General features: G+C 71.8%; 25 protein-coding genes. 5 read left to right on the top strand and 20 right to left on the bottom strand.

What is annotated here, in order from left to right:
- Nucleotides 1–188: 188 nt before the first annotated feature.
- From ACFVTH_RS06900 to ACFVTH_RS06935, 8 genes are all read right to left on the bottom strand, one after another.
- The gene (locus ACFVTH_RS06900; protein WP_387088197.1) at nt 189–1,085 is read right to left on the bottom strand and encodes a glycine betaine ABC transporter substrate-binding protein; all 897 of its coding nucleotides are present in this window, start codon (nt 1,083–1,085) and stop codon (nt 189–191) included.
- Nucleotides 1,086–1,174: 89 nt separating this feature from the next.
- Entirely contained in the window at nt 1,175–2,149 is a 975-nt protein-coding gene (locus ACFVTH_RS06905) for an ABC transporter permease (protein WP_387088200.1), read from the bottom strand.
- Nucleotides 2,146–3,561, bottom strand: a complete 1,416-nt coding sequence (locus tag ACFVTH_RS06910) for a glycine betaine/L-proline ABC transporter ATP-binding protein (protein ID WP_387088203.1) — start codon at nt 3,559–3,561, stop codon at nt 2,146–2,148. Before ACFVTH_RS06910 ends, ACFVTH_RS06905 begins: the two co-directional genes overlap by 4 nt.
- 342 nt (nt 3,562–3,903) lie before the next feature.
- On the bottom strand, nt 3,904–4,326 hold the full coding sequence (locus tag ACFVTH_RS06915; protein WP_387088206.1) for a Fur family transcriptional regulator: 423 nt from the start codon (nt 4,324–4,326) through the stop codon (nt 3,904–3,906).
- Nucleotides 4,323–5,165, bottom strand: coding sequence for a metal ABC transporter permease (locus ACFVTH_RS06920; RefSeq protein WP_387088209.1), 843 nt, complete (start codon nt 5,163–5,165; stop codon nt 4,323–4,325). The genes ACFVTH_RS06915 and ACFVTH_RS06920 overlap by 4 nt, the downstream gene beginning before the upstream one ends.
- Entirely contained in the window at nt 5,165–6,097 is a 933-nt protein-coding gene (locus ACFVTH_RS06925) for a metal ABC transporter permease (RefSeq protein ID WP_387088212.1), read from the bottom strand. The genes ACFVTH_RS06920 and ACFVTH_RS06925 overlap by 1 nt, the downstream gene beginning before the upstream one ends.
- Before the next feature lie 50 nt (nt 6,098–6,147).
- Entirely contained in the window at nt 6,148–6,933 is a 786-nt protein-coding gene (locus ACFVTH_RS06930; protein ID WP_387088215.1) for a metal ABC transporter ATP-binding protein, read from the bottom strand.
- 5 nt (nt 6,934–6,938) lie between these two features.
- Nucleotides 6,939–8,069, bottom strand: a complete 1,131-nt coding sequence (locus ACFVTH_RS06935) for a metal ABC transporter substrate-binding protein (protein ID WP_387088218.1) — start codon at nt 8,067–8,069, stop codon at nt 6,939–6,941.
- Between the two features lie 160 nt (nt 8,070–8,229).
- On the opposite strand from ACFVTH_RS06935, the gene ACFVTH_RS06940 reads away from it, so the two are divergent.
- Nucleotides 8,230–8,718, top strand: coding sequence for a GNAT family N-acetyltransferase (locus tag ACFVTH_RS06940; protein WP_387088221.1), 489 nt, complete (start codon nt 8,230–8,232; stop codon nt 8,716–8,718).
- A gap of 20 nt (nt 8,719–8,738) precedes the next feature.
- Here ACFVTH_RS06940 and ACFVTH_RS06945 read toward each other — a convergent pair whose 3' ends face one another.
- The 4 genes from ACFVTH_RS06945 to ACFVTH_RS06960 all read right to left on the bottom strand — a co-directional run bounded on the left by ACFVTH_RS06945 (nt 8,739) and on the right by ACFVTH_RS06960 (nt 13,628).
- Nucleotides 8,739–10,205: a dihydrolipoamide acetyltransferase family protein gene (locus tag ACFVTH_RS06945; RefSeq protein WP_387088224.1), complete on the bottom strand. Its 1,467-nt coding sequence runs from the start codon at nt 10,203–10,205 to the stop codon at nt 8,739–8,741.
- A 57-nt stretch (nt 10,206–10,262) separates the two neighbouring features.
- On the bottom strand, nt 10,263–11,246 hold the full coding sequence (locus ACFVTH_RS06950) for an alpha-ketoacid dehydrogenase subunit beta (protein WP_387088772.1): 984 nt from the start codon (nt 11,244–11,246) through the stop codon (nt 10,263–10,265).
- A gap of 122 nt (nt 11,247–11,368) precedes the next feature.
- A complete protein-coding gene (locus ACFVTH_RS06955; protein WP_387088227.1) occupies nt 11,369–12,502 on the bottom strand; it encodes a thiamine pyrophosphate-dependent dehydrogenase E1 component subunit alpha in 1,134 nt (377 codons plus the stop codon).
- Nucleotides 12,503–12,518: 16 nt separating this feature from the next.
- A complete protein-coding gene (locus ACFVTH_RS06960) occupies nt 12,519–13,628 on the bottom strand; it encodes a histidinol-phosphate transaminase (RefSeq protein WP_387088230.1) in 1,110 nt (369 codons plus the stop codon).
- A 52-nt stretch (nt 13,629–13,680) separates the two neighbouring features.
- Between ACFVTH_RS06960 and ACFVTH_RS06965 the strand changes: the two genes are divergently transcribed.
- On the top strand, nt 13,681–14,064 hold the full coding sequence (locus ACFVTH_RS06965; RefSeq protein WP_387088233.1) for a phage holin family protein: 384 nt from the start codon (nt 13,681–13,683) through the stop codon (nt 14,062–14,064).
- Here the strand turns inward: ACFVTH_RS06965 and ACFVTH_RS06970 are convergent.
- The 3 genes from ACFVTH_RS06970 to ACFVTH_RS06980 all read right to left on the bottom strand — a co-directional run bounded on the left by ACFVTH_RS06970 (nt 14,021) and on the right by ACFVTH_RS06980 (nt 17,034).
- Nucleotides 14,021–15,607, bottom strand: a complete 1,587-nt coding sequence (locus ACFVTH_RS06970) for a hypothetical protein (protein ID WP_387088236.1) — start codon at nt 15,605–15,607, stop codon at nt 14,021–14,023. The two genes, ACFVTH_RS06965 and ACFVTH_RS06970, sit on opposite strands and share 44 nt — an antisense overlap.
- A complete protein-coding gene (locus ACFVTH_RS06975) occupies nt 15,604–16,002 on the bottom strand; it encodes a hypothetical protein (protein WP_387088239.1) in 399 nt (132 codons plus the stop codon). Before ACFVTH_RS06975 ends, ACFVTH_RS06970 begins: the two co-directional genes overlap by 4 nt.
- A gap of 108 nt (nt 16,003–16,110) precedes the next feature.
- Nucleotides 16,111–17,034 (bottom strand): aminoglycoside phosphotransferase family protein, encoded by a 924-nt coding sequence (locus ACFVTH_RS06980; protein WP_387088242.1) that lies wholly within the window; start codon nt 17,032–17,034, stop codon nt 16,111–16,113.
- A 52-nt stretch (nt 17,035–17,086) separates the two neighbouring features.
- Here ACFVTH_RS06980 and ACFVTH_RS06985 point away from each other — a divergent pair, with 52 nt between their 5' ends.
- From ACFVTH_RS06985 to ACFVTH_RS06995, 3 genes are all read left to right on the top strand, one after another.
- Entirely contained in the window at nt 17,087–17,614 is a 528-nt protein-coding gene (locus ACFVTH_RS06985; protein ID WP_387088245.1) for a low molecular weight protein-tyrosine-phosphatase, read from the top strand.
- Nucleotides 17,611–18,993 (top strand): adenylosuccinate lyase, encoded by a 1,383-nt coding sequence (purB, locus tag ACFVTH_RS06990; protein ID WP_387088248.1) that lies wholly within the window; start codon nt 17,611–17,613, stop codon nt 18,991–18,993. The genes ACFVTH_RS06985 and purB overlap by 4 nt, the downstream gene beginning before the upstream one ends.
- A 167-nt stretch (nt 18,994–19,160) precedes the next feature.
- Nucleotides 19,161–20,066, top strand: coding sequence for a hypothetical protein (locus ACFVTH_RS06995; RefSeq protein WP_387088251.1), 906 nt, complete (start codon nt 19,161–19,163; stop codon nt 20,064–20,066).
- An 11-nt stretch (nt 20,067–20,077) separates the two neighbouring features.
- Here the strand turns inward: ACFVTH_RS06995 and ACFVTH_RS07000 are convergent, their stop codons facing one another.
- From ACFVTH_RS07000 to ACFVTH_RS07020, 5 genes are all read right to left on the bottom strand, one after another.
- Complete coding sequence (locus ACFVTH_RS07000) at nt 20,078–20,368, bottom strand: hypothetical protein (protein ID WP_387088254.1); 291 nt, start codon at nt 20,366–20,368, stop codon at nt 20,078–20,080.
- Nucleotides 20,365–20,958, bottom strand: a complete 594-nt coding sequence (locus tag ACFVTH_RS07005; RefSeq protein ID WP_387088257.1) for an HdeD family acid-resistance protein — start codon at nt 20,956–20,958, stop codon at nt 20,365–20,367. The genes ACFVTH_RS07000 and ACFVTH_RS07005 overlap by 4 nt, the downstream gene beginning before the upstream one ends.
- A 103-nt stretch (nt 20,959–21,061) precedes the next feature.
- Entirely contained in the window at nt 21,062–22,483 is a 1,422-nt protein-coding gene (pntB, locus tag ACFVTH_RS07010) for a Re/Si-specific NAD(P)(+) transhydrogenase subunit beta (RefSeq protein WP_387088259.1), read from the bottom strand.
- Nucleotides 22,476–24,044 carry a Re/Si-specific NAD(P)(+) transhydrogenase subunit alpha gene (locus tag ACFVTH_RS07015; protein ID WP_387088262.1) on the bottom strand — a complete coding sequence of 523 codons (1,569 nt, stop codon included), beginning with the start codon at nt 24,042–24,044 and terminating at the stop codon, nt 22,476–22,478. Before ACFVTH_RS07015 ends, pntB begins: the two co-directional genes overlap by 8 nt.
- A gap of 284 nt (nt 24,045–24,328) precedes the next feature.
- Nucleotides 24,329–26,158: an oleate hydratase gene (locus tag ACFVTH_RS07020; protein WP_387088265.1), complete on the bottom strand. Its 1,830-nt coding sequence runs from the start codon at nt 26,156–26,158 to the stop codon at nt 24,329–24,331.
- Between the last annotated feature and the right edge of the window lie 166 nt (nt 26,159–26,324).

Consider the following 26,324-nt stretch of genomic DNA (forward strand, 5'->3'; position numbering starts at 1 on the left):
CCGCAGATGCGCGACGGACGGATCCGTTCCCCCCGAAAAAGCGCATCCGAGTGCGATGGTAGTCCGCGACCCCGCTCGGGCGACATGCAGATCGCGTGATTCCGCACCCCACTTCCGGGGGAACGGCGAACGGGCGAGCGGAGACCCGCGGCCTCCCCTCGCCCGTCTTCGCCGTCAGCGGGTGCGGCTCACTCGGTGAGCGAGTCGACGTAGTCGCGGTGCTCGTCCATCCACGCCTCGACGACGGGGCCGTAGTCGTCGGTGTCGGACTCGTTGAACATCGCGTTCTCGAGCGAGAAGAGCAGCTCCGAGTCCATCTCGAAGTCGGCGATCCACATCGCGAGCGTCGGGAAGCGCTCGACGAAGGTCTTGCCGCCGAAGGCGTGGATGCCCTCGGCGTCGCCGAGCGCCCCCTCGGGGTCGGCGAGGTCCTTGAGCGGGAACGCGTCGTACGCCCAGTGCGGTCGCCACAGGGTGACGGCGATGTTCTCGCCGTTCTTCGTCGCCGCGGTCAGCTCCGAGAGCATCGCGGGCGTGGAGCTCGTGAGGTACTCCATGCCCTCGAGGCCGTAGCCCGGGATCACGGCGTCGGTCGTCACGCGGTTGAGGCCCGATCCGGGCTCGATGCCGACGAGGCGGTTGCCGAACAGGTCGGCCTTGGCGGCGAGCTGGTCGAGCGAGTCGATGGGGGCGTCCTCGTTCACGGCGATCGTGAGCTTCGCGTCCTCGTTCCAGGCGCCGAGGTCGATGAGCTCGTCGCCGTACTGCTCGATGTAGTCGGCGTGCGTGATCGGCAGCCAGGTGTCGAGCGTGACGTCGTAGTCGTCGGTCGTGAGACCCGAGTAGACGGGGGCCGGGTCGGCGTACTCGAGGGTGACGTCGTAGCCCTGCTCGGTGAGCACGGCCTTCCAGAGCTCGCTCGCGGCGATGCCCTCGTCCCAGCCGTTGAAGACGGCGATCGTGAGGTCCTTCTGATCGCCGTTCTCGTGCGTCTCGGAGGCGGCGGCGCCGGCGGCGCAGCCGCCGAGGGCGAGGGCGGAGACGGCTCCGAGTGCGAGGGCTCCGGTGAGGGTGCGCTTCTTCATGTGTTCCTTTCCTCCCGTGTGCTGTGGCACGGGTGTTGGGGAGCGCCGCGCGAATCCGCGCGGCGATTCGAGTGCTCGGTCCGAGCGGTTCAGGGGGCGGATGCCACGGGGCGCGCCTCGCCCGCGGCGGGCACGGGCGCGGCAGGCGCGTTCGCGGCGGGCACGGGCGCGGTGGGCTTCGGCGCGGTGCCCGGGGCATCCGTGCCCGACGAGCGCTTCGCGCGCTTGGCACCGCGGCCGCGCAGGCCGCCCAGCGCGCCGGTGAGCCGATCGAGGATGATCGCGAGGATCACGACGGAGAGCCCGGCCTCGAAGCCGAGGCCGACGTCGATCCGGGTGAGCGACTGCACCACCTCGCCGCCGAGCCCGCCCGCGCCGACCATGCCAGCGATGACGACCATCGAGAGCGAGAGCATGATGACCTGGTTGACGCCGGCCATGATGCTCGGCATCGCGAGCGGCAGCTGGATCTGGCGGAGGATGCGCCACGGGGAGGAACCGAAGGCGTGGCCGGCCTCGACGACCTCCTTGTCCACGCCGCGGATGCCGAGCTCGGTGAGCCGGACGCCCGGCGCCATGGCGAAGACGATCGTCGCGACGATGCCGGGCACGACGCCGACCCGGAACAGGATGAGCGCCGGGATCAGGTACACGAACGCGGGCATCGTCTGCATGAAGTCGAGGATCGGGCGGATGATCTTCGACGCCGAGTCGGAGCGCGCCGCGAGGATGCCGATCGGCACGGCGATCGCGATGGCGATCGCACTCGCGACGAGCACGAGCGCGAGGGTGTCCATGGCGTTCTCCCACTGCCCGACGCCGACGATGACGAGGAGGCCGAGGATGGTGCCGACGGCGAGCTTCCAGCCCCGGAGGAGGAAGGCGAGCGCGGCGAACACCGCGATGACCGCGACGAACGGCGGTGCGGAGAGCAACAGGTCGACGGCATCGTAGAGGCCCGCGAAGATCGTGCGGACGACGGCGAAGAAGCCGCCGAGCACGTCGGTCACGAGATCGATCACGGTCTCGGCGAGCTCGCCGAGGGGCAGCCGGAAGTCGTTCACGCCGGGCTCCTCTCCCCCGCGGCGGCCGCGGGTCGGTGGTCGGTGTGCAGGAGGGCGTCGGGCGATGCCGGGGCGTCGGCCGATGCCGGGGCGTCGGCGTTCGCCGCCTCGGCGGCCGCCGTGCGGTGCAGCGTCGCGGTGATGACGTCGACCGGGATCGTCGCCGGGGTCGCGATGATCGCCTGCTCGGCGGTGTCGGTCGGCACGTTGCCGAGGGCGGCGAGCAGGGTGACGCGCGGCACGGCGCCGAGCAACCGGCCCTGGCCGTCGACGACGGCGAGCGGCAGCTGGCTCTCGACGGCGCTGCCGAAGAGCTCGGAGAGGTGCTCGTCGACGCCGACGACGGGATGGTCGTCGCTGATGACGCCCGCGAGGTCGCGCTCCCCTCGCTGCACGAGGCGCAGCACGTCGCGATCGTGGGCGACACCGAGGAGCCGGCGGCCGTTGCCGACGACGAAGACCATCGAGGTCTGCAGGTCGCGCATCGTCCGCAGCGCGGCACGGGGACCGGCCGACGCGGTGACGACGGCGCGCGGCGCCTCCATCACGTTGCCCGCGGTCAGCACCCGCGCGCGGTCGACGTCCTGCACGAACTGCGCGACGTAGTCGTCGGCCGGATCGGTCAGGATCTCCTCGGCAGTGCCGAGCTGCACGATGCGACCGTCGCGCATGACGGCGATGCGGTCGCCGAGGAACATCGCCTCGTTGAGGTCGTGCGTGATGAACACGATCGTCTTGTCGAGCTCCTGCTGGAGTTCGACGAGCTGCTCCTGCATCTCTCGTCGGATGAGCGGGTCGAGCGCCGAGAAGGCCTCGTCCATGAGCAGGATGTCGGTGTCGGAGGCCAGAGCCCTGGCGAGGCCCACGCGTTGCTGCATTCCGCCGGAGAGCTCGGCGGGCATCTTGTCGCCCCATCCCCCGAGCCCGACCCGCTCGAGGATCCGGTCGGCGCGGTCACGGCGCTCGGCGGGCGGGACGCCCTGGATCTCGAGGCCGTACGCGGCGTTCTCGCGGACCGTCCGGTGCGGCAGCAACGCGAAGTGCTGGAACACCATGGAGACCCGGCGGCGGCGCACGGCGCGCAAGCGCTTCGGTGCGACATCCGTGATCTGCTCCCCCATCACCGTGACGGTGCCGTCGGTGGGCTCGAGGAGCCCGTTCAGCATCCGGATCAGGGTCGACTTGCCCGAGCCCGAGAGGCCCATCACGACGAAGCTCTCACCCCGGCGCACCTCGAAGTCGGCGTCGATGACGGCAGCGGTGCCGAGCGTCGCGACCTCGTCGCGGCCGGCGCCCTGCTTCAGGCGCTCGAGGGCTTCGCGCGGCCTCCGTCCGAAGAACTTGGTCAGGTGACGCACCTCGAGGGCGGTCGTCTCCGGCAGCTGCGAGCCGGTGTTCGGGTTGTCTGGCATGGATCGGGCTCCCTGAGGGCGCGCCGAACACCGCGCAGGTGAAGGGTTGCGCGGTCGGTTCGGAATGCGCCGAACTCGTGGGTCACGGCCGGGTTGGCGGTGAATCGGACGCCCTGCGCTCAAGCCCGGCGCATGGTGCGATCGTCGGGCGAAACAGGGCGTCGTCGCGTCCGGCCATCGGGGCCGGACACCTCACCGCCGAACCATACGCTCCGATGATTCCCGTACGGGAATATCGGACCGCGGACTGGGCGATCGGTCTTGCAGGACCGTCGTCCACGCTATCGATGATTCGGAGCCGAACCCAAATCGAGCCGAATTATTCTAGCTTGATCAGGGGTTCTATTGCGCAGCGTCGGATGCCACGCGCTCGCGCGCGGCGAGCTCGGTGCAGTTCGCGCAGAGGCCGAAGACGTCGACCACGTGCGCCGCCTGGGTGAAGCCGTGCTCGGCCGCGACGCCCTTGGCCCATGCCTCGACCTCGTCGGCGGCGATCTCGACGGTCAGCCCGCAGTTGCGGCAGATCAGGTGGTGGTGGTGACCGGTCGTCGAGCACGCCCGGTAGAGCGACTCGCCCTCGGGCGACTGCAGTGAATCGGCTTCTCCGCTCGTCGCGAGGTCGCCGAGCGCGCGGTAGACCGTCGCGAGCCCGATCGGCGAGCCGCTGGCGTGCAGCGCGGAGTGCAGCGCCTGCGCGCTGATGAAGCCCTCGGTCGAGTCGAGCGCCTCACGTACGGCCTCTCGCTGCCAGGTGTTGCGTTTCATGCGATCCGTGCGCCTTCCGCGGTCTCGACGGGGATGTCGGTCCGCCTCCACGCTAGCCCCCGAAGCTTGGAGAGTCCCAGCGCCAGCAGGAAGAAGGCCGTCGCGGCCAGCGCGATCGACGGCCCGGCCGCCACCGCGAACGAGCGGGAGGCGAGCACCCCGAGCACCCCCGACGCCGCACCGATGAGCGGCGCGACGAGGAGGACGCCGCGGAACGAGCCGACCACGAGCCTCGCGGCGGCGGCCGGCGCGGCGATGAGCGCGATCGCGAGGATGGCGCCCACCGCGGGGAGCGAGCTCACCACCGACGCGGCGGTGAGCCCGAGCACGAGGAGTTCCACCGGCCACTCCCGGTAGCCCATGGCGCGGAATCCCGCCGGGTCGAAGGTCGAGAGCGCGATCTCCTTGCCGAAGAGGGCGACCAGCGCCATCGCGACGACGGCGACGCATGCCGCAAGCAGAATGTCTCCGTCGCTGACGGTCAGGATCGAGCCGACCAGGAGGCTCTCGGCGCGCACGGGCAGGCCCGGGATGAGCGCCTGCAGCAGCGCACCCGCCGCGAAGCCGCCGGTGAGCACGATGCCCGCTGCGACCTGCGCGCCCTGCCGGCGCACGCGGGCGATGCCCGCCATGATCACCACGAGCACGACCGAGGCGACCGCGGCTCCTGCCGGCACGCTGACGCCGAGCGCCGCCGCGGCGACGGCTCCCGGGTACGTGCCGTGCGTGAGCGCCTGCGCGAAGAAGGTGCGCTTGCGCAGCACCACGAGCGCGCCCACGAACCCTGCGCCCACGCCGATCACGATGGCCGCGAGCAGCGCACGTTCGAAGTAGCCCATCAGCGCCCCTCCCCCGCCGGTGCGGCCGGTCGAGGGCGGCTCGGAGCGCCATCGACGGGTGGCGCGGCGGCCGGCGCGCTCCCCCGCACCCACTGCCGCAGGCCGAACACGGCGAGCGCCAGCGCGTACCCGACGACGAAGACGCCGACGACGGTCGCCCCGGCCGGCAGGTCGATGCCGGCGCCGACCGACACCGCGAACCCGGCGGCGAGCCCGAGCCAGGCCCCGACCGCGGCGAAGAGCGCTGCGACGGGGAACAGCCACCACAGCCGCGCGGTGGTCAGGCGTGCGACGGCGCCCGGCACGATCAGCAGCGCGAGCACCAGCAGCGTGCCCACGGTCGCCGCCGCCGCCACCACGACGAGCGCGATCGCGGCGTTCAGCACGAGGTCGAGCATGAGCACCGAATCGCCGGCGGCCCGGCTGCCGCGCGCGTCGAATGCGCGGAACAGCTGCTGCTTCAGCGTCACGACGACCGCGAGCAGCGCGACGAGGCTGACCGCCACGAGCGGGAGCACCTGCTCGGGCGGAATCGTGAGCACCCGGCCGAAGAGCAGCGCCTCGAGCTCCCCCGCGTAGTCGTCGCTCTTCGACACGACGATGACGCCGACGCTGAACGTCGCGGTGAGCACGATCGCGATCGCGGCGTCCGAGGTGATGCCCGCCCGGTCGAGCCAGGTCAGCGCGAGGGCGCCGCCGAGCGCGGCGATCGCGGCCCCGGGCACGAGCCCGCTCGTGCCCCCGACTGCGAGGCCGATCGCGAGCCCGGGGAACACGGCGTGCGTGAGCCCGTCGCTGATGAACTCGAGCCCGCGCAGGTTCACGAGCACGCCCACGACTCCGGCGACGACGGCGAGCACGAGCATCACGACGAGCGCGCGGGCCATGAACGGAATCGAGAACGCGGTGAAGAGCGCGTCGGTCAGCGACATCCCCCGCCCCTCCCCTGCGGCCTCGGACGGCTATATACGCTCATCGGCATTCAGTGGCCCTCGTGGCCGGGCACGACCAGGGTGTGCTCGTCGATCTCGACCTCCACGCCCTCGAAGCACTCCTGCACGTTGCCCAGGGTGAGCACCTCGTCGACGGGGCCGAACGCCAGCTGGGTGCCGTTGACGAGCAGGACGCTGTCGCAGACCCGTCGCGCGAGATCGAGGTCGTGGGTCGAGACGAGCACCGCGACACCGCGGGCCTTCAGTTCGCGCAGCGTGTCGACGAGGGCGTCGCGGTTGGGCTGGTCGAGGCCGTTGAACGGCTCGTCGAGCAGCAGGAGCGCCGGATCCGACGCGAGGGCGCGTGCGAGCAGCCCCCGCTGGCGCTGGCCTCCGGAGAGCTCGCCGAACGGGCGCTTCGCGAGCTCGGCGAGGCCCACGGTCTCGAGGGCACGCGCAACGGCGGCGCGATCGCCGCGGCCCGGCCAGCGGAGCAGCCCGAGCCCCCGGTACCTGCCCTGCATGACGACCTGCTCGAGGCTGATCGGGAAGTCGGGGTCGAGGTCGGCCGACTGGGGCAGGAACCCGATCATTCCGCTGGCGGCATGCGACGCGCGGCCGGTGCCGAGCGGCACGCCGCCGAGCTCGATGACGCCGGCCGTGCGCGGCACGAGCCCCAGCACGCCCTTGAGCAGCGTCGACTTGCCCGCGCCGTTCGGCCCGATGAGCGCGACCGCCTCGCCACGGGCGATCTCGAGCTCGAGCTCGGAGACGCCCGCCCCGCCGGGGTGCACGAAGGCCGCACCGGAGAGGCGGAGTACGGGGGAGTCGCTCATGCGAGTCATCCTTGCAGGGCGGAGGGGAGCGCGGTAGGCGCGACGCCCCATGATTCGAGGATCAGCCGCGCGTTGTGGATCTGGCTGCCGAGGTACGTCTCGCCGTCGGTGCCTGCGGCTCCCAGTGAGTCGCCGTAGAGCGCATCGGGCCCCGAGTACACCGCGACCCCCGATTCCGCGGCGATCGTCTCGGCGGCCTTCGGCGAGAGGGATGCCTCGGAGAACACCGCCTCGACACCCGTCGACTCGATCTTCGCGACGAGGTCGTCGATCTCGGCGGCGCTCGGCTCGGCGTTGTCGTCGAAGCTCGGGATGATGCTGCCCACGAAGGTCACGTCGTAGGCGTCGACGAAGTAGGTGAACGCGTCGTGGTTGGTCACGAGCAGCCGCTCGGCCGCCGGCACCTGCTCGACGTTCTCCTCGATCCACGCGTCGAGCGCTTCGAGCTTCGCGAGATAGGCCGCCTCGTTCGACTCGACGCTCGCGGCGTCGATCCCCTCGACCGTCGCGAGCCCGTCGGCGATGTTCTCGACCATGTCCTCGGCGAGCTCGGGATCGGTCCAGATGTGGGGGTTCCCCGCACCGTGGTCGTGACCCTCGTGGTCGTCGGCGTGGTCGTGCGCCGCGTCGTCGCCCGACTCGTGGTCGTGATCGTGGTCGTCGGCGGCCTCGTCGTGGCTCGCGTCGTCGTCGTGGTCGTCCCCCGAGGCATCCGCGTCGTCGTCGTGCGCGTGGTCGTCGGTGCCGAAGAGCTCGATGCCCGTGCTCGCGTCGATCAGCACGCCGTCGAAGCCGGAGGCGTCGATCGCGTCGTCGAGCCAGCTCTCGAGCCCGCCGCCGTTGACGACGAGCGCGTCGGCGTTCGTGAGGGCCAGCAGCTGCGCGGCCGACGGATCGAAGCCGTGCGCGCTCTGGCCGGGGGAGAGGAGCTGCGTGACCCCGGCGTCGCCGCCGAGCAGTTCTCGGGTGAAGTCGCCCACCTGGGTCGTGGTCGCGACGATCTGCGGGCCGTCGGCACTCGTGGATGCCGCTGGGCTCGCGCACCCCGCGAGCGCGACGACCCCGGCCGTGGCGATGGCGCCCGCCCCCAGCAGGGCGAGGCGGCGGCGTGCGGCGATCGGGGTGCGCGTGTCCATGCTTCGAACCTACGCTTATTGATAATGATTGTCAAAACCATCAGCGAACCGCGGAGTGAGGGGGCGCACTCGCCCCAACCCGAGGAGTTCATCCGGCATTCCACGTCATCCTGCGCACCGCACTTGGCGCCTGTCGGGGGCGCGTGCGAGAGTGAAGTACGTGGATACGACGACGGCCCCGATCACGCTGCACCGATTCACCGTCGCCGACGCCGAGCGCGTGCTCTCCGGCGCGGTCGATCCGCACGACGGGTGGGAGGGGGCGTACGCCTTCACCGACGAGCCCGAGCTCCTCGCCGAGTACGTGCGCGCGGTCCGCCAGAACGGCGACCCGATGCCCTTCGGGCCCTACCTGGTGCGCCGCGGCGAAGACGGCCCGGCCATCGGGGGAGTGAATCTCCTCGGCCCGCCCGACGCCGACGGGGCGGTCGAGTTCGACTTCGGCCTCGTGCCCGCCGTGCGCGGCCAGGGGCTCGCCTTCCACACCGTCCTGGCCGCCGTCGAGCTCGCGCGGTCGACCGGGCTCGCCCGCATCGTGCGCGCCTCGGCCGAGGTCGCGAACCTGCCCGCGCGCCGCACGCTCGAGCGCGTCGGCTTCGTCGAGTCGAGCCGCACCCCCGACACGATCACGACCGAGTACCGCCTCTAGCGGCCGACGGCACGCGGCGCCTACTCGAGCAGGAGCGCCGGCTCCTCGATGATCGAGGCGACGTCGGCGACGAAGCGCGAGACGACGTCGCCGTCGACGACGCGGTGGTCGAACGAGCCGCCGATCGTCGTGACGAAGCGCGGGCGCACCTCGCCGTCGACGACCCAGGGCTTCTGCTTGATCGTGCCGAGTGCGACGATGCCGACCTCGCCCGGGTTGAGGATCGGGGTGCCGGTGTCCATGCCGAACACGCCGATGTTCGTGATCGTGATCGTGCCGCCCTGCATCTCGGCGGGCTGCGTCTTGCCCTCGCGGGCGGTGAGCGTCAGCTGCTCGAGCGCGGTCGCGAGCTCGACCATCGACATGTCCTGGGCGTTCTTCACGTTCGGCACGATGAGCCCGCGGGGCGTGGCCGCCGCGATGCCGAGGTTCACGTAGTGCTTGACGATGATCTCCTCGTCGGTCCACTGCGCGTTGACCGTGGGGTTGCGCCGCACGGCCCAGAGCATCGCCTTCGCCATGATGAGCAGCGGCGAGATCTTGATGCCGGCGTAGTCGGGCGAGGCCTTGAGCCGCTTCAGGTACTCCATCGTGCGGGTGGCGTCGACGTCGACGAACACCGACACGTGCGGTGCCGAGTACGCGCTCTGCACCATGGCGTTCGCGATCGCCTTGCGCACGCCCTTCACGGGGATGCGGGTCTCGCGATCGGCCGGCGCCTCGGGCGTCTGGATGTTGCGGAACACGCTCGCCTGGCTCGCCTCACGGATCACGTCGTCGCGCGTGATGTCGCCGATCGGCCCCGTCGGGGCGACCCGCGAGAGGTCGACGCCGAGGTCCTTCGCGAGCTTGCGGATCGGCGGCTTCGCGATGACGGGCACGCGCGAGTCACCGCGCGTAGGGGCGGCGGGCGCGACGGCGGATGCCACGGCACCGGCGCGCTCCGCCGGAGCCGGCGCCGCGGCGGATGCGGGCGGCGCGACCACGGGCGGCGCGGGCGGAGCGGGCGGTGCGGCGAGCTTCTCGTGCGCACCGCCGGGGGAGGGGTGGCGACGACGACGCGTGGCTGCGGGGCCGGACGAGCCGTGGCCGACGAGCACGGCACCGCCGCGCTCCTCGGCGGGGGCGTCGGGAGCCGCAGGAGTCGCCGGGGCGGCGACGGCGGCGGCACCGCCCGGGCCGACGGCCGGCGCAGCGGCGCCCGCTCCGTCGCCGCCCGACGCGGCGGTCGGCGCCGCGCCCGCGGCATCCGTCTGGATCACGAGGATGGGCGTGCCGACGTCGACCGTCCTGCCCTCCTCGACGAGGAGCTCGGAGACGACGCCCTCGAACGCGCTCGGCAGCTCGACGAGGGACTTCGCGGTCTCGATCTCGACGAAGACCTGGTCGAGCGCGATGCGGTCGCCGGGCGCGACGCGCCACTGCACGATCTCGGCCTCGGTGAGGCCCTCGCCGACATCGGGAAGGGGGAATCGGATCTCGCTCATCTGTCTTACCCTCGCAGTCGAGTCATGCCGTCGGCGACATGTCTGAATCGTGTCGTGTCAGTAGGCCAGCGCGCGGTCCACGGCTTCGAGCACCCGGTCGGGGCTCGGCAGGTACTCGGTCTCGAGCGAGGCGGGCGGGAACGGCGCATCGAAGCCCGAGACCCGCAGCACGGGCGCCTCGAGCGAGTAGAAGGCCCGCTCGGCGACCGTCGCCGCGATCTCGGAGCCGACCGACACGTTGCCATACGCCTCCTGGGCGACGACGAGCCGCCCGGTGCGGTGCACCGACTCGAGCAGCGGGCCGTAGTCGATGGGGGAGAGGGACCGCAGGTCGACGACCTCGATGCTCGTGCCCTCCTCGGCGGCGACGTCGGCGGCCTGGAGCAGCGTCGAGACCATCGCGCCGTGGCCGACGACCGTGACGTCGGTGCCCTGGCGCACCACGCGGCTCGCGTGGAGCGGCAGGCCCGCGTGGTCGAGGTCGACGGGCCCCTTCGGCCAGTAGCGGCTCTTCGGCTCGAAGAACAGGACGGGGTCGCGCGACTCGATCGCCTCGCGGATCATCCAGTACGCGTCGTGCGGGTTCGACGGGCTCACCACGCGCAGGCCCGGGGTGTGCGCGAAGTACGCCTCGGGGCTCTCCTGGTGGTGCTCGATCGAGCCGATGTGCCCGCCGTACGGCACGCGGATGACGATCGGCATCGTGACCCGGCCCTCGTGCCGCAGCGTCTGCCGCGCGAGCTGGGTCGTGATCTGGTCGAACGCGGGGAAGATGAAGCCGTCGAACTGGATCTCGCACACCGGCCGGTAGCCGCGCATCGCGAGGCCGATCGCCGTGCCGACGATGCCCGACTCGGCGAGCGGGGTGTCGAGCACCCGCTTCTCGCCGAACTCGGCCGAGAGGCCCTCGGTGACGCGGAACACCCCGCCGAGCGGCCCGATGTCCTCGCCCATCAGCAGCACCTTCTCGTCGGCGCGCATCGCGTCCCGGAGGCCCGCGGTGATCGCCTTCGCCATCGACAGGGTCTGCACGCCGCGCATGGCGCCGGCGGGCTCGTCGGGTGCGGGTGCGGGTGCGGGGGCAGGGGCCGGAGCCGCTGCGGGGGCGGCTGCGGCCGCCTCGGGTGCGTCGGTCACGCGAACCTCCTCGTCGATGCGGCCGGTCATGCCGCGTCTCCGTCGAACGAGTTCTCGAACTCGTCGAGCCAGGCGTGCTGCTCGACCATGAGCGGGTGCGGCTCGCTGTAGACGTGCTCGAAGATCGCGGTACGGGTCGGCCCGGTCAGCTCGAGCGCGCGGCGGCGCACGTCGGCGGCGACGTCGGATGCCTCCTGGTCGACCTCGTCGAAGAACGCGGCCGAGGCGCCGCGGCCCTCGAGCCACGTGCGGTAGCGGGCGATCGGATCGCGCTCGGCCCAGTACGCCACCTCGTCGTCGGTGCGGTACTTCGTGGGGTCGTCAGCGGTCGTGTGCGCGCCCATGCGGTACGTGAGGGCCTCGATGAGGCTGGGGCCCTGGCCGGCACGGGCCTCTTCGAGCGACTGGCGGGTGACCGCGTAGCTCGCGAGCACGTCGTTGCCGTCGATGCGCACGCCCGGCATGCCGAAGCCGCCGCCGCGCAGCGAGAGCGGGCTGCGCGACTGCCGCGACACGGGCACGGAGATCGCCCACTGGTTGTTCTGGATGAAGAAGACCTGCGGCGTCTCGTAGCTCGAGGCGAACACGAGCGCCTCGTTGGCGTCGCCCTGCGAGGTCGAGCCGTCGCCGTAGTAGACGAGCACGGCCGCATCGGTCTCGGGGTCGCCCGTCGCGGTCGCGCCGTCGAACTGCAGCCCCATCGCGTAGCCCGTGGCGTGCAGCGTCTGCGAGGCGAGCACGAGCGTGTAGAGGTGGAAGTTGCCGTTCTCCTCGGGGTTCCAGCCGCCCTGCGTGATGCCGCGCAGCAGTGCGAGGATGCGCACGGGGTCGAGGCCGCGGATCATGCCGACGATGTGCTCGCGGTACGACGGGAACAGGTGGTCCTGCGGGCGGGCCGCATGGGCCGACCCAACCTGGGCGGCCTCCTGGCCGGAGCTCGGCACCCACAGCGCCAGCTGGCCCTGCCGCTGCAGGTTCGCACCCGCGACGTCGAGGCGGCGCGAGACCGTCATGTCGCGGTAGAAGCGCTGCAGTGTCGCGTCGTCGAGCGCCTCGACGAACGGCAGGTAGGCCTCTGCCTCGGGGCTCGGGCGCAACTCGCCCTCAGGGGTCAGGAGCTGAACCGTCGGCGCGGTGAAGTCTCTCTCGCGGGCTGCCACCGTTCCACGCTACCCGCTACTCGGGACGCCCTTCTTGTGAAGCCGGTACAAGCTCACCGAGAATCCGGAGGAGGGTATCGACAGACTCCTCCTCGCCGATCGACACGCGGATGCCCGCGGGCGGGAACGCCCGGGTCACGAGCCCGGCGTCGAAGAGACGCTCGGCGACCTCGACGGTGGCCTCGCCCGCGGGCAACCAGATGAAGTTGCCCTGGGCGACCGGGATGGGCCAGCCCTGGGCGAGCAGCGCCGCGCGCACGCGGTCTCGGCGTTCGGCGATGACCCCGACGCGCTCGAGCAGCTCGGCCTCGGCGACGGACTCGAGCGAGGCGAGGGCCGCCGCGGTCGAGGCGGCGGTCACGCTGAGCGGGGTGATGGTCGCCCGGGCGGCATCGAGGATCGGCACGGGCCCGATCGCGTACCCGACCCGGAGTCCGGCCAGGCCGTAGGCCTTCGAGAAGGTGCGGAGGATGACGAGGTTCGGGTAGCGCCCGAGCAGGGTGGCTCCGTCGACGGACGCCTCGTCGCGGACGAACTCGATGTACGCCTCGTCGAGGAGCACGAGCAGGTCGGCGGGGACCTTCGCCATGAACGCCTCGAACTCGGCCGCCGTGACGATGACGCCGGTCGGGTTGTTCGGCGAGCAGACGATCACGACGCGGGTGCGGTCGGTGATCGCCGCGGCCATCGCATCGAGGTCGTGCCCGTGGTCGTCGCGATTCGGCACCTGCACGCTCGTCGCGCCTGACACGGTGACGAGGCCCGGGTACGCCTCGAAGGACCGCCACGAATAGACGACCTCGTCGCCGGGCGCGGCGGCAGCCTGGATGAGCGCCGCGAGCAGCGCGACCGAGCCGGCCCCGACGAGTACCTCGTCGGCGGTGACCCCGTAGCGCAGGGCGAGCGACTCTCGCAGCGCGAGCGCCGTGGCGTCGGGGTAGCGATTGATCGTCGACGCCGCGTCGGCGACCGCCTCGACGACGGACGGCAGCGGGTCGGACGGGTTCTCGTTGCTCGAGAGCTTGAACCCGTCGGCGGGAGCCGGGCGACCCTGGCGGTAGGGCGGGAGTGCGGCGATCTCGGGGCGCAGGCGGACGCCTGGTCCTCGCGGTTCCGGTGCGTTCACGCGATCCACCGTACCCCTTCGCCCCCGGCGCCCCATCTGACAGAGTGGGGGCATGCGGTTCATCGTGAAGGTCATCGTCGTCGCCCTCGCTCTGTGGCTGACGACGTTCATCGTCTCGGGCGTCAGGGTGGTCCCCTACGACGACACCCAGGTCGCGACGGTGCTCACCTACCTGCTCGTCGCGTTCATCTTCGGGCTCGTGAACGCCATCGTCGGCACGTTCATCAGGGTCGTCGCGTTCCCGATCTACGTCATCACGCTCGGGCTCATCTCGTTCATCGTGAACGGCCTGCTCCTGCTGCTCGTCGACTGGATCAGCGGGCTCATGGGCTTCGGCCTCGTCGTCGAGAGCTTCTGGTGGGGCGTCCTCGGCGCACTGGTGCTGGGGCTCATCAGCTGGCTGATCGGCCTCGTCGTCCGTCCGTCGAGCGACTGAGCGGCGCGTCGCCGGCCGGCACGGTCGGCATTGCCGACGCCGTCGACGGCTCGGGCGCCCCTGCCTGGTCGCGTTCGGCGATCCACTCGCTGACCGCACAGGTGCCGCCGCCGGTGAAGGCGAGCAGCTCGCGGAGCTCGATGAGCTCCGCCGCCTCCGAGGCATCGATGAGCGCGGCGGTGTCGCGGTAGCTCTCGAGCGAGTGCGCCGGCAGCACGCCCTCGTAGCGGTGCCCGTCGCCCAGCACGCTGCGGGTGACGGTCGTTCGCTCGGCCGACGGGTGGCCGGTGCCGCCGACGGCCGGAACGAGGTCCTCGTCGTGCGCGACGTCGAGCACGGGCGCACCCGCCCGTGTCGGCGCGGAGTCGCCGGGCCCGCCGAGGTTCACCCCGCCGACCGCGTTGATCCCCGGGTCCTTCACGAGCTCGTGCACGATGATGCCGCCGCCCGAGTGCCCGGCGAAGTAGACCGGGTCGCCCGGCGCCATCCCTGCAGCGCGCATCGCGTCGCGCACGGCTCGCTCGCCCGCGCCGGACTCGGCACCCGCCAGCCGCAGCGCGTCGAGCGGAGCGTCGTCGGCGATGCCGTGGACGTTCGAGACCATGTCGAAGGGCTGCCCGCCCGCGACGACCGTCGGGTCGACGGTGCCGCTGACGTAGACGACCCAGCGCGGATCACCCGGGTCGCCGTAGCGTTCGATGCGGATCTGCGGCCCCTCGCCGCCGGGGATGCGGGAAGCGAGATCGGCGAAGCCGCCCGGTGCCCGCACGCTGCGCTCGGGGCCTTCGGACGGGTGCCCGGCGGGGGCTCGGCCGTCTCCGGCGCGATCGACGCCCTCGGCTCGGCGCACCGAGACCGGGCCGTCGACCAGCTCCCTCGAGCCGACGAGCGCGGCGATGCCGAGCAGGATCGAGGCGCTCTCGGGTGCGCCGACGAGGCTGCCGAACCCCGACGCGATGCCGCCGCCGCCGGGGAGATGCGCTGCACCCGCCGCGAACTCGTCGGCCGAGTCGACCGCGGCGCGCACCGCCCGCACGAAGGTCGGATCGGAGAGCAGCCCGCGGTTCGCGGCGAGCCAGTCGCCGAGCGGAGTGCTGCCCCAGTCGTCGGCGACCGCGGCGTTCAGGCCCGCCGCCACCGCGGCACCGCCAGCGAAGGCCAGGCCGGCTGGAGTGGTGAGCGCCGAGCCGAGCAGGTACGCGACGAGGCCGCCGCCGAGCTGCCAGAGCCGGTCGACGGCGCGCTCGGCGCACCCGTATCGCTCGGCGCTCGCGATGAGCGCGGCACGAAGCGCCTCGCCGTCGGCCTCGCACCGCCGCAGCTCGGCCTCGAGCCCGTGCACGAGCGCGCCCGGACGGGGCTCGGCCCAACCGCTGCCGACGTCGGCGCCGATCGCCTCGAGCTCGCCGCCGTGCTCGCCGGCCAGGCCCCGCGCAGCCGAGATCGCGGTCGCCGCCCCGCCGAGCCTGGTCGCGTCGGCGAACAGCTCGTCGGTCGCGACGGCCGTCGAGGTGCCGCCCGAGATCGTGATGGCGTCGCTCACGAGCGCTCCGCCGCGCGACGCGCGAGCCGTGCCTCCTCGGCGAGCGCGGCCTCACGGTCGGCGCGCGCCCGGGCCTCGGCATCGCGCTCGGCCTGCTCGAACGCGGCGAGCTCGGTGTGCATGCGGCGGATCCGTTCATCGAGCTCGGCAGCCGCCGCATCGAGACGCTCGACCGCCCCGAGCACGCGCGCCCGCAGTTCGTGCAGGCGCTCGGCGTACCGATCGGCCGCCGCCGACCGCCACTGTCCGCCGTCGGGCGGTAGCATCGCCGCGGCCTGCCCGAGGTCGGTGCGCAGGCTGCCGAGGCGCCCTCGGACGGCGGTGGCCGTCTCGATCCGCTCGGCGGTGACGGTGCGCCCCGTGAGGGCTGCGATCAGGGCGTCTGAGGCATCCATGGGTGCCAGACTGACGACCGCGACGACGATCGACGCCGGTGCGAGGCGAAACCGTGCGCAGACCGAGCCCCTGCTCGGGCTGGGGAGGAGCGGTCGGATGCGCGGGCGTCAGCCGGCGAGGACCTGCTCGATCGCCGACCGGCCCAGCCGGGCGATCGGCCCGTCGCCCGAGTCGTCGAGCACATCGACGACGGCGCTGCCCCAGACGACCGCCCACCCGCGGGCGCGGCGCCAGGTCGCGGCATCGACGGGGCGTCGCCGCTCGAGCTCGCGCACGAACTCCGCCCGGCCCGCGGCGTCGAAGCTCAGCCAGGCCGTCGCCGGGTCGGTCGCGGGATCGCCGGCGGTCAGGTCGCCGAAGTCGATCACGGCGGCGAGGCCACCTGGCACCCCGAGCACGAGGTTGCCCGGGTGCAGGTCGCCGTGCAGCCAGCATGGTGCGCCCGCCCAGGGCGGGGCGGCGAGCGCGTCCTCCCAGGTCTCGCGGAGGCGCTCGACGACCCGACCGCCGAGCACGGCCTCGAGCCGCCCGCGGGCGAGGCGCTCGCGCATCGACGCGTCGCGCTCGGCGAGCGGCACCCCGCGGTACGGGTTGCGCGGCGCGCCGGCGGGCGCCGGGACGTGCATCGCGTCGACGAAGGCGGCGAGGGCCGGTGCGAGCTCGACACGCTCGGCGGGGGAGCGGTCGGCCGCGTGCACGCCGTCGAACCACGGAACGACGCTCCACGGGGCGTCGTAGCCGAGCTCGGGCGCCGGACGACCAGCCCGCACGGGCGCCGGCACCGGAACGGGCAGCCGCCCGGCCAGCGTCGGCAGCCAGGCCAGCTCGTGCTCGATGAGCGGAACCGCGACCCGACGGCGGGGCAGGCGCACGCCGAACACGGCCCCCGGGGCCTCCAGGCGGTACATCGCGTTGTCCCAGCCGTTGGCGACGAACTCCACGGGGCCGGCGAGGTCGGGGTGCTGGGTCTCGATCAGCCGCGACACGAGCGCTGCGTCGACGTGCAGCTCGGGCGCAGGGGCATCCGCCATCTCGTCACCTCACCCATTCCTGAAAGTGGCATTCTCCTCCACAATGGATGCCATGACGCGAGCGGAACCGTCGGGGGACGCCGCGCAGCCGTTCCGAGTCTCGTTCGTGTGCACCGGCAACATCTGCCGGTCGCCGATGGCGGAGGTCGTGCTGCGCTCCCTCGCCGAGCAGGCGGGGCTCGGCGGCGCCATCGCGATCGAGTCCGCCGCGACCGGCGACTGGCACGTCGGCGAGCCCGCCGACCAGCGCACGGTCGAGGCGCTCGCGCGGGCGGGCTACGACGGCACGCACCACCGCGCCCGGCAGTTCGACGCGGGCGACTTCCCCGAGCTCGACCTCGTGGTCGCCTTCGACCGGGGGCAGGCGCGCATCCTGCGCAACTGGGCGGCCGGCGCGGCCGAGCAGCACAAGGTGCGCCTGCTGCTCGAGTTCGAGCCCGAGCTCGCCCCACTGCAGGACGTCCCCGACCCCTATTACTCGGATGCGGGAATGTTCGATCGAGTCCTTGAGATGATTGAACGGTCGACCACGGCGCTCTTCCGGCAACTCGCGCCGGCTCTCAGACAAGGAATCCGATGACTTCGCTGCCTCCCCAGCCGCTCAGCCCCCTCGACGGACGCTACCGCTCGGCGGTCGGCGAACTCGGCGAGCACCTCTCAGAGGCGGGCCTCAACCGGGCGCGCGTGCACGTCGAGGTCGAGTGGCTCATCGCCCAGACCGACCGCGGCTTCTTCGGCTCGACCCCGCTCACCGACCACCAGAAGGCCGCGCTGCGCCAGGTCGTCGCCGACTTCGGCCAGCCCGACATCGACGAGCTCGCGACCCTCGAGGCGACGACGCGTCACGACGTCAAGGCCGTCGAGTACTACGTGCGCCGCCGCCTCTCCGACCTCGGCCTCGACGCGATCGCCGAGCTCACCCACTTCGCCTGCACCAGTGAAGACATCAACAACCTCTCGTACGCGGTGACGGTGCGCGACGCCGTGCAGCAGGTCTGGCTGCCCAAGTACCGCGCCGTGATCGCGACGCTCCAGGCGCTCGCGGTCGAGCACCGGGATGCCGCGATGCTGAGCCGCACGCACGGCCAGCCCGCGACCCCCTCGACCATGGGCAAGGAGCTCGCGGTCTTCGTGTACCGGCTCGGCCGCATCGCCGACCAGGTCGAGGCGACCGAGTACCTCGGCAAGTTCTCGGGGGCGACGGGCACCTTCTCGGCGCACCTCGTCGCCGCGCCGGAGGTCTCGTGGCCGACCGTGTCGCAGGAGTTCGTCGAGTCGCTCGGCCTCACCTGGAACCCGCTCACCACGCAGATCGAGTCGCACGACTGGCAGGCCGAGCTCTACGGCAAGATCTCGCACGCGAACCGCGTGCTGCACAACCTCGCGACCGACATCTGGACCTACATCTCGCTCGGCTACTTCCGGCAGATCCCCGCCGCCGGCGCGACGGGCTCGTCGACGATGCCGCACAAGGTCAACCCGATCCGCTTCGAGAACGCCGAGGCGAACCTCGAGCTCTCGAGCGCACTGCTCGACTCGCTCGCCGCGACGCTCGTCACCTCGCGCCTCCAGCGCGACCTCACCGACTCCTCGGCGCAGCGCAACATCGGCGTCGGCTTCGGCCACTCGATGCTCGCGCTCGACAACATCCAGCGCGGGCTCGGCGAGATCGACCTCGATCGCGCCCTGCTGCTCGACGACCTCGACCACAACTGGGAGGTGCTCGGCGAGGCGATCCAGACGGTCATCCGCGCCGAGGTCGTCGCCGGCCGCTCGACGATCGCCGACCCCTACGCCCTGCTCAAGGAGCTCACCCGGGGCAAGCGCGTGGGCGCTTCGGATCTGGCCGAGTTCGTGTCGTCGCTCGAGATCGGCGACGAGGCGAAGCAGCGCCTGCTGGCGCTCACGCCCGCCACGTACGTCGGCATCGCCGACGAGCTCGTCGACCGGCTGCCGTAAGGCTCTCGGCTGCGGCGGCACTTCGTCGCCCGCGCCACGTTCACGCCCTCTGCGCCAGTTGAACCGGTGCGGAGGGCGGCGAAGTGGTGCAGAGCGCGGCGCGGCGCGCGTGCAAGACGGGCGCGGGTCGGCACAGAGATCATGGTGAACGCGCGAAGGAGCCGAGCATGACGAGCAGAGCACTGCGGACGACGGTCGATTCACCTCGTCGCGGGCGCGTCGCTGCGTTCGTGCTGGCGACCACGGCGGTGTGCCTCACCGCGGGTTGCGCGGCCTCCGGCGCGATGCCGGCGCCGACGACGGCCACGGCCACGCCCACTCCGACGGCCGCCGCGTCCGACCCGATGAAGCTCATCGGCATGTGGCGCGTCTCGGACGCCGCGGGCGAGGAGGTGGACACTTGGCTGCGCCTCGACGCCCCCGAGTTCGCGCTTTGGCGCGACTGCGGAATGATCAGCGGCGGATGGCTCGCGGGTGAGCGCATCTTCCTCGCACAGACCCTCGGCGCGAGCGGGGACTGCGCGAGCGGCTCGTTCCCGGAGGTCGCGTGGCTCGACGAGGCGGCCTCGTACCGTGCGACCGACGATGGGTGGCAGCTGCTCGACGCCGACGGCGAGCCCGTCGCGTCGCTCGCGATCGACGGCGCCCCTGACTCGATCGACACCGTGGCGGAGTTCTACGCCGAGCCCCCGGTGATCGACGACCGTGTGCGCGCGTACTTCGCCGATCCGGCGCCGCTTCCCGTGGGGCTGACCGCGGTCGAAGCCGACGACCTCCTCGGCCGATGGGTGCCGGCGGGCGGGTCGTTCGCATCCGATCCGCACGTCGACTTCCTCGCCTCAGGCACGTGGACCGGATCGGACGGCTGCAACGGCCAGGGCGGACGCTGGGCGGTCGAGGGCGACGGCGAACTGCTCGTGACCTCCGGCCCCTCGACGCTCATCGGGTGCGACGGTGCGCCGGCCCCCGGATGGGTCGCGGGCGCTGCCAGCGCCGCCTTCGACGACACGGAACTGGTGCTCATCGATCGCGACGGCGCCGAGCTCGGGCGCCTCGTGCGCGACGATCGCTGAGAAAGCCTCCGCTAGTGCGTCGGGCCCTGCGGTGCGGGCGGCTCCGCCGGGCCGGTGTCGCCCTCGCCGAGCTCCGCCTGCTCGGCGGCGTTCGGCTTGATCGCCATCTGCAGCAGCGCGAGCACCACGAGCACGATGATGAAGACGGCGCCGGTGCCGATGAGGGCGATCGTCCAGTCGCGGGTCGCGACGAGCGAGATCACGCCGACGAAGACCGCGGCGATCGCGGCGCCCCCGACGTACTCGGCGGGGCGCAGCCGGTCGCTCCGGCTCGGCTTGTACTCACCGGGGGACTGGGTCACGACTGCTGCTCCGCTCCTGCCGCGGCGGGGCCGTCGGCGGTCTGGTTCGCGGCCCACTTGAGCGAGAGGCCGCCGATCACGAGGAACACCCCGAGGATCACGAGATAGCCGCCGAGGAGGCCGACCGCGGTGACGGCGTCGGGCGGGAGGAGCAGGAACACGACCGCGAGGACCGCGGTGAAGGCGCCGACGGCGATCCAGTCGCGGGCCGCTGCGGTGCGGCCGCGCGAGCGGAGGCCCGCGTAGAGCTCGACGAAGCCGGTGACGGCGGCCCAGACGCTCACGAGGTAGAGCAGGAACGGCAGCCCGCCAGGCACCGAGAGTGCGAGGAGGCCCGCGACCACGGTGACGACCGCGTTGATCGCGAAGAGCGATCGGATGCCGCGCCCGACCAGCAGCCGCAGCGACAGGGCGCCGACGACGAGACCGGACACGACGGCCCAGATGCCGAACACGAGCAGCCCGAGTTCGGGCGAGTGGTTCGGGGAGAAGGTGATGACCACGGCGGGGACGACCGCGAGGAGTCCGCGGACGACCGGGACGACCCAGTACTGCGGGCGCTCCGGGGATGCATCGCGGGCGGTGGCCACGGCGACCTCTTTCACATCGGAGGGGGTTACCGATCCATCCTACGCGGGAGCGAACCGGACGGATGCCTCGTGCGGGTCGAGCGCGAGGCATCCGTCCGTGGGCTCACAGCGCCCGCAGGATGTCCTCCACGCGCTGCTTCGCGTCGCCGAACAGCATCTGCGCGTTGTCGCGGTAGAACAGCGGGTTCGCCACGCCGGCGTAGCCGGCCGACATCGAGCGCTTGAAGACGACGACGTTCTTCGCCTCCCACACGCGCAGCACCGGCATGCCCGCGATGGGGCTGCCCGGGTCCTCGGCGGCGGCCGGGTTGACCGTGTCGTTCGCGCCGATGACGAGGACGACGTCGGTCGCCTGGAGGTCGTCGTTGATCTCGTCCATCTCCTCGACGATGTCGTACGGCACCTTCGCCTCGGCGAGCAGTACGTTCATGTGCCCCGGCAGGCGGCCGGCGACGGGGTGGATGCCGAAGCGCACCTCGACGCCGCGCTCGCGCAGCCGGCTCGTCAGCTCGGCGACCGGGTACTGCGCCTGCGCGACCGCCATGCCGTAGCCGGGCGTGATGATGACGGTCGTCGCGTCGCCCAGCAGGGCGGCGACGGCCTCGGCGTCGACCTCGCGGGTCTCGCCCTCGACCTCGCCGCTCGACGACGGCGCCGCGATGCCGAAGCCGCCCGCGATGACCGAGATGAATGAGCGGTTCATCGCCTTGCACATGATGTACGAGAGGTAGGCACCCGAGGAGCCGACGAGCGCACCGGTGACGATGAGCAGGTCGTTGTTGAGCAGGAAGCCCGCGGCGGCGGCGGCCCAGCCCGAGTAGCTGTTCAGCATCGAGATGACGACCGGCATGTCGCCGCCGCCGATGGATGCCACGAGGTGCCAGCCGAGCGCGAGGGCGAGCGCCGTGACGACGACGAGCAGCCACAGCTCGGGGGTGATCACGTACCAGACGGTGAGCACCACGAAGGCGACCAGTGCCCCGAGGTTCAGCGCATTCTTGCCCGGCAGCATGAGCGGTGCCGACTTCATGCGCGCCGAGAGCTTCAGGAACGCGACGATCGAGCCCGTGAAGGTGACGGCGCCGATGAAGACGCCGATGAAGACCTCGGCATGGTGGATGTCGAGGAGCGCACCGGTCATGCCGGTTTCCTCCAGGGCGCCGTTCCAGCCGACGAGCACGGCCGCGAGGCCGACGAAGCTGTGCAGCAGCGCGATGAGCTCGGGCATGCCGGTCATGGCCACGACGCGGGCGCGCCAGAGGCCGATCGCGCCGCCGACGACGACGGCGACGACGAGCAGCACGAGCCCCGTCGTCACGTGCGGCTCCCCCCAGGCCCCGGCGAAGGTGGCGTAGACGGTGGCGACGAGCGCGATCACCATCCCCGCGATGCCGTAGCTGACACCGGCCTTGGCGGTGTCGTGTCGGCTGAGCCCCGCGAGGCTCATGATGAACAGCAGGGCCGCGACGATGTAGGCGGCTCCGGCGATCGACGCCGGGGTCAGCAGGGAAGCGGTCTCAGCCACGGTCGGCTCCAGTCCTGCCCGCCGAGAACATCGCGAGCATGCGTCGGGTCACGGCGAAGCCGCCGAAGATGTTGATGCTGGCGAGCAGGACGGCCACGCCGGCGAGGATCTGCACGACGAGCACGTCGCTCGTGATCTGCACCATCGCGCCGACCACGATGATGCCCGAGATCGCGTTCGTCACGCTCATGAGCGGAGTGTGCAGCGCGTGCGCCACCTTGCCGATCACGTAGAAGCCGACGACCACCGAGAGCACGAGCACCGTGAAGTGCTGCGGAAGCGGCGGCGGGGCGATCGCGTTCACGGCGAAGAGCACGGCGATGCCGGCGGCGACCAGCACCACCTTCCTCACGGGCGACATGGGCCGCTTCGGCTCGGCGGCGGGCGCGGCATCCTGCGCGGTGCTCGCGGCGGATGCCGCGGCCGCGGGCGCCGCGGAGACCTGAACCGGCGGCGGCGGCCAGGTGACCGCGCCGTCGCGGGCGACCGTCACCGAGCGCTGCACGATGTCGTCGAAGTCGAGCACGAGCTCGCCGTCCTTGCCGGGCGTGAGCAGCTTCACGAGGTTCACGACGTTCGTGCCGTAGAGCTGCGAGGCCTGCGTGGGCAGGCGCGAGGCGAGGTCGGTGTAGCCGAGGATCGTGACGCCGTTCTCGGTGACGACCTTCTCGCCCGCGACCGATCCCTCGACGTTGCCGCCCATGCCCGCAGCCATGTCGACGATGACGCTGCCCGACTTCATGCTCGCGACGTCGGCCGCGGTGATGAGCTTCGGCGCCGGGCGCCCAGGGATCAGCGCGGTCGTGATGATGATGTCGACGTCGGCCGCCTGCTCCGAGTAGATCTCGGCGGCGCGGCGGTCGTACGCCTCGCTCGTCGCCTTCGCGTAGCCGTCGGTCGACTGCTCGACCTCCACCTCGACCTTGAGGTACTCGCCGCCGATCGACTTCACCTGGTCGGCGACCTCGGGCCGCGGGTCGGTCGCCCGCACGATCGCGCCGAGGCTCGAGGCCGCGCCGATCGCGGCGAGCCCGGCGACGCCCGCGCCCGCGACGAGCACCTTCGCCGGCGGCACCTTGCCCGCGGCCGTCACCTGGCCGGTGAAGAATCGGCCGAAGGAGTGGGCGGCCTCGACGACCGCGCGGTAGCCCGCGATGTTCGTCATCGAGCTGAGCACGTCCATCGACTGGGCGCGCGAGATGCGGGGCACCGCGTCCATCGCGAGGGCCGTGACGCCGCGCGCGGCGAGCGCCTCGAGCAGTTCGGGCTTGAACGCCGGGGCGAGCAGGCCCACGACCGTCGCCCCGGGGACGAGCCCCGCGATCTCGGCCTCGGTCGGGGCGTTCACCTTCAGCACCAGGCCGCTCGCGAGGGCCTCGGCGCCGTCGACGATCTCGGCGCCCGCCTCGCGGTACGCGTCGTCGGCGAACGCCGACGCATGCCCGGCCCCCGCCTCGACCACGACCTCGTACCCCAGGGCGATCAACTGCTTCACCGTCGCGGGCGTGGCGGCGACCCGTGTCTCGGGCGGCTGCTCGGTGACGACACCGATGCGCGTCATGCGGCTCTCCTTCTTCGTCGAAGCGTCCGCGTCGAGTGCACGGACCTCAGCGTGCAGCACCGTCATCGCGGTGCCGGCTGAGCCGCTGCGGCGACGGTGCTGCATTACGGCACCACATCAGGGTGGTGCTGGCCTCAGCGTAGAGCGCGCCGGCGAACGTCGGCCGAATATCTCACCGAATCGCCACGAAGGAATCGCAGATCTTTCGCCGCGCGGAACTTCGCTCCGGCGGCGGGGCGGGAATCGGGCATCCGATCGTCGACGACGACCGGATGCCCGGCCCGTCATTCGATCGCGTCGTCGGCCCGCTCGCGCACCGCCGTGCCGCCGTGCTCGGGGATCAGCCTGAAGTCGGTCAGCAGCTCGCCCACCTGCGTGCCGTCGAGCCGAGTGAACAGGCGTTCCCGCAGGAACTTCGGGCCCGGCAGCGCGACCTCCTCGCCGTCGCGCAACCGGCTCGTCGCCTTGAGCAGGTGTCGCACGTCGTACGTCGAGCCGAACACCTCGGGCACGCCGCGGTCGATGCCGAGCAGGCGGTAGGCGGCCTCCATGCCCGTGCGCACCGAGTACTCGGTCGTGAAGATGCAGTCGCGGGTCGTCTCGGCGAACTGACCGATGAAGGCGAAGTTCTGCGCACCGGCGGGCACCACGTCGGGGCGGTCGCCCGCCTTGCGCGGCATGAAGAAGCTCGTGACGTACGGCATCATCACCGGCACGGCCGTCGCCGCGTTCGCGGCGAGCTCGTCGATCTGGTCGACCGGCACGCCGAGGTGGTACAGCCACTCCCGGGTGATCTCCTCGCCCGTCGACTCCTGCAGGGTCTTGCCCGTGTAGTCGCCCGGCACGTCGACGAAGAGCCCGTAGACCCACACGACGATCTGGTCCGCGGGCTGCTGCTTGAAGTGCGGCTGGCGATTCACCGTCCAGCTCATCAGCCAGGCCGAGTCGCGGGCGGTGACGATACCGCCCGTCACGACCCTGCCGCTGAACGGGTCGCGCTGCGCGATCTTCTCGATGTACGCGGGGATCCGGGCGTCGAGCGTCGTGACCGTCGCCGACTCCCACTTCGTCTTCTGGATGTCGCCGCAGAACACCTCGGGCCGGCCGAACGAGGGATGCTTCGCCGCGATGCGCTGCCAGAGCGCCCACCCTGCGGCGGGCGACTCGTCGAGCTTCGCCGGGGTGTGCTGGTCGCCCTCGTCGGAGTTCTCGGTGAGGCCGCCGATGGTCGCGAGCACGAGGTCGTCGGGTCCGAGGTCGACCCCGCCCCGGGCCCCGTCCCGCACCCAGTGGATGCGCGTCGCCCGCTTCGTGGCATCCGTGCCCTGCCCGTTGCCGCCCTCGAACGCGAAGTCGATGTCGGTGACCTGGGTGTCGAAGTGGAAGGTCACGCCCTGGTCGAGCAGCCACTTGTACAACGGCAGCACGAGCGACTCGTACTGGTTGTACTTCGTGAACTTGAGGGCCGACAGGTCGGGCAGGCCGCCGATGTGGTGCACGAAGCGGTGGATGTAGAGCTTCATCTCGAGGGCCGAGTGCCACTCCTCGAACGCGAACATCGTGCGCCAGTACAGCCAGAAGTTGCTCTCCAGGAAGTCCTTCGAGAACACCTCGTCGATGCGCTTGTCCTCCATCTCCTCGCGGGTGGCGAGGAAGACCCGCACGATGTCCTTCTGCGCGGCGTCGTTGAGGCCGAAGAGCTTGTTCGTGTGCGCGTCCTGCCCCTGCGCCTCGGTGACGCGGCAGAGCGAGAAGTTCGGGTCGTCCTTGTTGAGCCAGTAGAACTCGTCGAGCACGCTCGCGCCCTCGATCTCGAGCGACGGCACCGTGCGGAAGGCGTCCCACAGGCACTCCATGTGGTCCTCCATCTCGCGACCGCCGCGGATGACGAATCCCTTCTCGGGCCGCTTGATGCCGTCGAGGGCACCGCCCGGCAGCGGCAATCGCTCGAGGATCGTGATGCGATCGCCCGACATCTGCCCGTCGCGGATCATGAAGAGCGCCGACGACATCGACGCGAGCCCCGCGCCGACGAACCACGCCGACGTGCCGTCGACCCCCTCGGGCTTACGCGGACGCGCGAACGCCTCGTAGTTGCCACTGCTGTAGTACATGCTTCCCCCTTCGTCGCGCTGCGACGATGCGCAGCGCACCGCTTCCGACGCTACCCGCGGATGCCCCGGGCTGCACCCGCACGGATGTGCACGCTCGGCGGACGGACGGACGTCTCGCCGAGCGGTATTCGCCCATCGAACGCAGCGTCCTAGTATCGAACGAACG

This window comes from Agromyces sp. NPDC058104 (assembly GCF_042884835.1).
Taxonomy (GTDB): domain Bacteria; phylum Actinomycetota; class Actinomycetes; order Actinomycetales; family Microbacteriaceae; genus Agromyces.

Coding starts and splice junctions, on each gene's coding strand:
- ACFVTH_RS06945 (WP_387088224.1), bottom strand. CDS start 10,205: ATGAGCGAGATCCGATTCCCCCTTCCCGATGTCGGCGAGGGCCTCACC.
- ACFVTH_RS06900 (WP_387088197.1), bottom strand. CDS start 1,085: ATGAAGAAGCGCACCCTCACCGGAGCCCTCGCACTCGGAGCCGTCTCC.
- ACFVTH_RS06915 (WP_387088206.1), bottom strand. CDS start 4,326: ATGAAACGCAACACCTGGCAGCGAGAGGCCGTACGTGAGGCGCTCGAC.
- ACFVTH_RS06935 (WP_387088218.1), bottom strand. CDS start 8,069: ATGGACACGCGCACCCCGATCGCCGCACGCCGCCGCCTCGCCCTGCTG.
- ACFVTH_RS06975 (WP_387088239.1), bottom strand. CDS start 16,002: ATGGATGCCTCAGACGCCCTGATCGCAGCCCTCACGGGGCGCACCGTC.
- ACFVTH_RS06910 (WP_387088203.1), bottom strand. CDS start 3,561: ATGCCAGACAACCCGAACACCGGCTCGCAGCTGCCGGAGACGACCGCC.
- ACFVTH_RS06985 (WP_387088245.1), top strand. CDS start 17,087: ATGACGCGAGCGGAACCGTCGGGGGACGCCGCGCAGCCGTTCCGAGTC.
- ACFVTH_RS06950 (WP_387088772.1), bottom strand. CDS start 11,246: ATGCGCGGCGTGCAGACCCTGTCGATGGCGAAGGCGATCACCGCGGGC.
- ACFVTH_RS06995 (WP_387088251.1), top strand. CDS start 19,161: ATGACGAGCAGAGCACTGCGGACGACGGTCGATTCACCTCGTCGCGGG.
- purB (WP_387088248.1), top strand. CDS start 17,611: ATGACTTCGCTGCCTCCCCAGCCGCTCAGCCCCCTCGACGGACGCTAC.
- ACFVTH_RS06930 (WP_387088215.1), bottom strand. CDS start 6,933: ATGAGCGACTCCCCCGTACTCCGCCTCTCCGGTGCGGCCTTCGTGCAC.
- ACFVTH_RS07015 (WP_387088262.1), bottom strand. CDS start 24,044: ATGACGCGCATCGGTGTCGTCACCGAGCAGCCGCCCGAGACACGGGTC.
- ACFVTH_RS07020 (WP_387088265.1), bottom strand. CDS start 26,158: ATGTACTACAGCAGTGGCAACTACGAGGCGTTCGCGCGTCCGCGTAAG.
- ACFVTH_RS06980 (WP_387088242.1), bottom strand. CDS start 17,034: ATGGCGGATGCCCCTGCGCCCGAGCTGCACGTCGACGCAGCGCTCGTG.
- ACFVTH_RS06920 (WP_387088209.1), bottom strand. CDS start 5,165: ATGGGCTACTTCGAACGTGCGCTGCTCGCGGCCATCGTGATCGGCGTG.
- ACFVTH_RS06925 (WP_387088212.1), bottom strand. CDS start 6,097: ATGTCGCTGACCGACGCGCTCTTCACCGCGTTCTCGATTCCGTTCATG.
- ACFVTH_RS06965 (WP_387088233.1), top strand. CDS start 13,681: ATGCGGTTCATCGTGAAGGTCATCGTCGTCGCCCTCGCTCTGTGGCTG.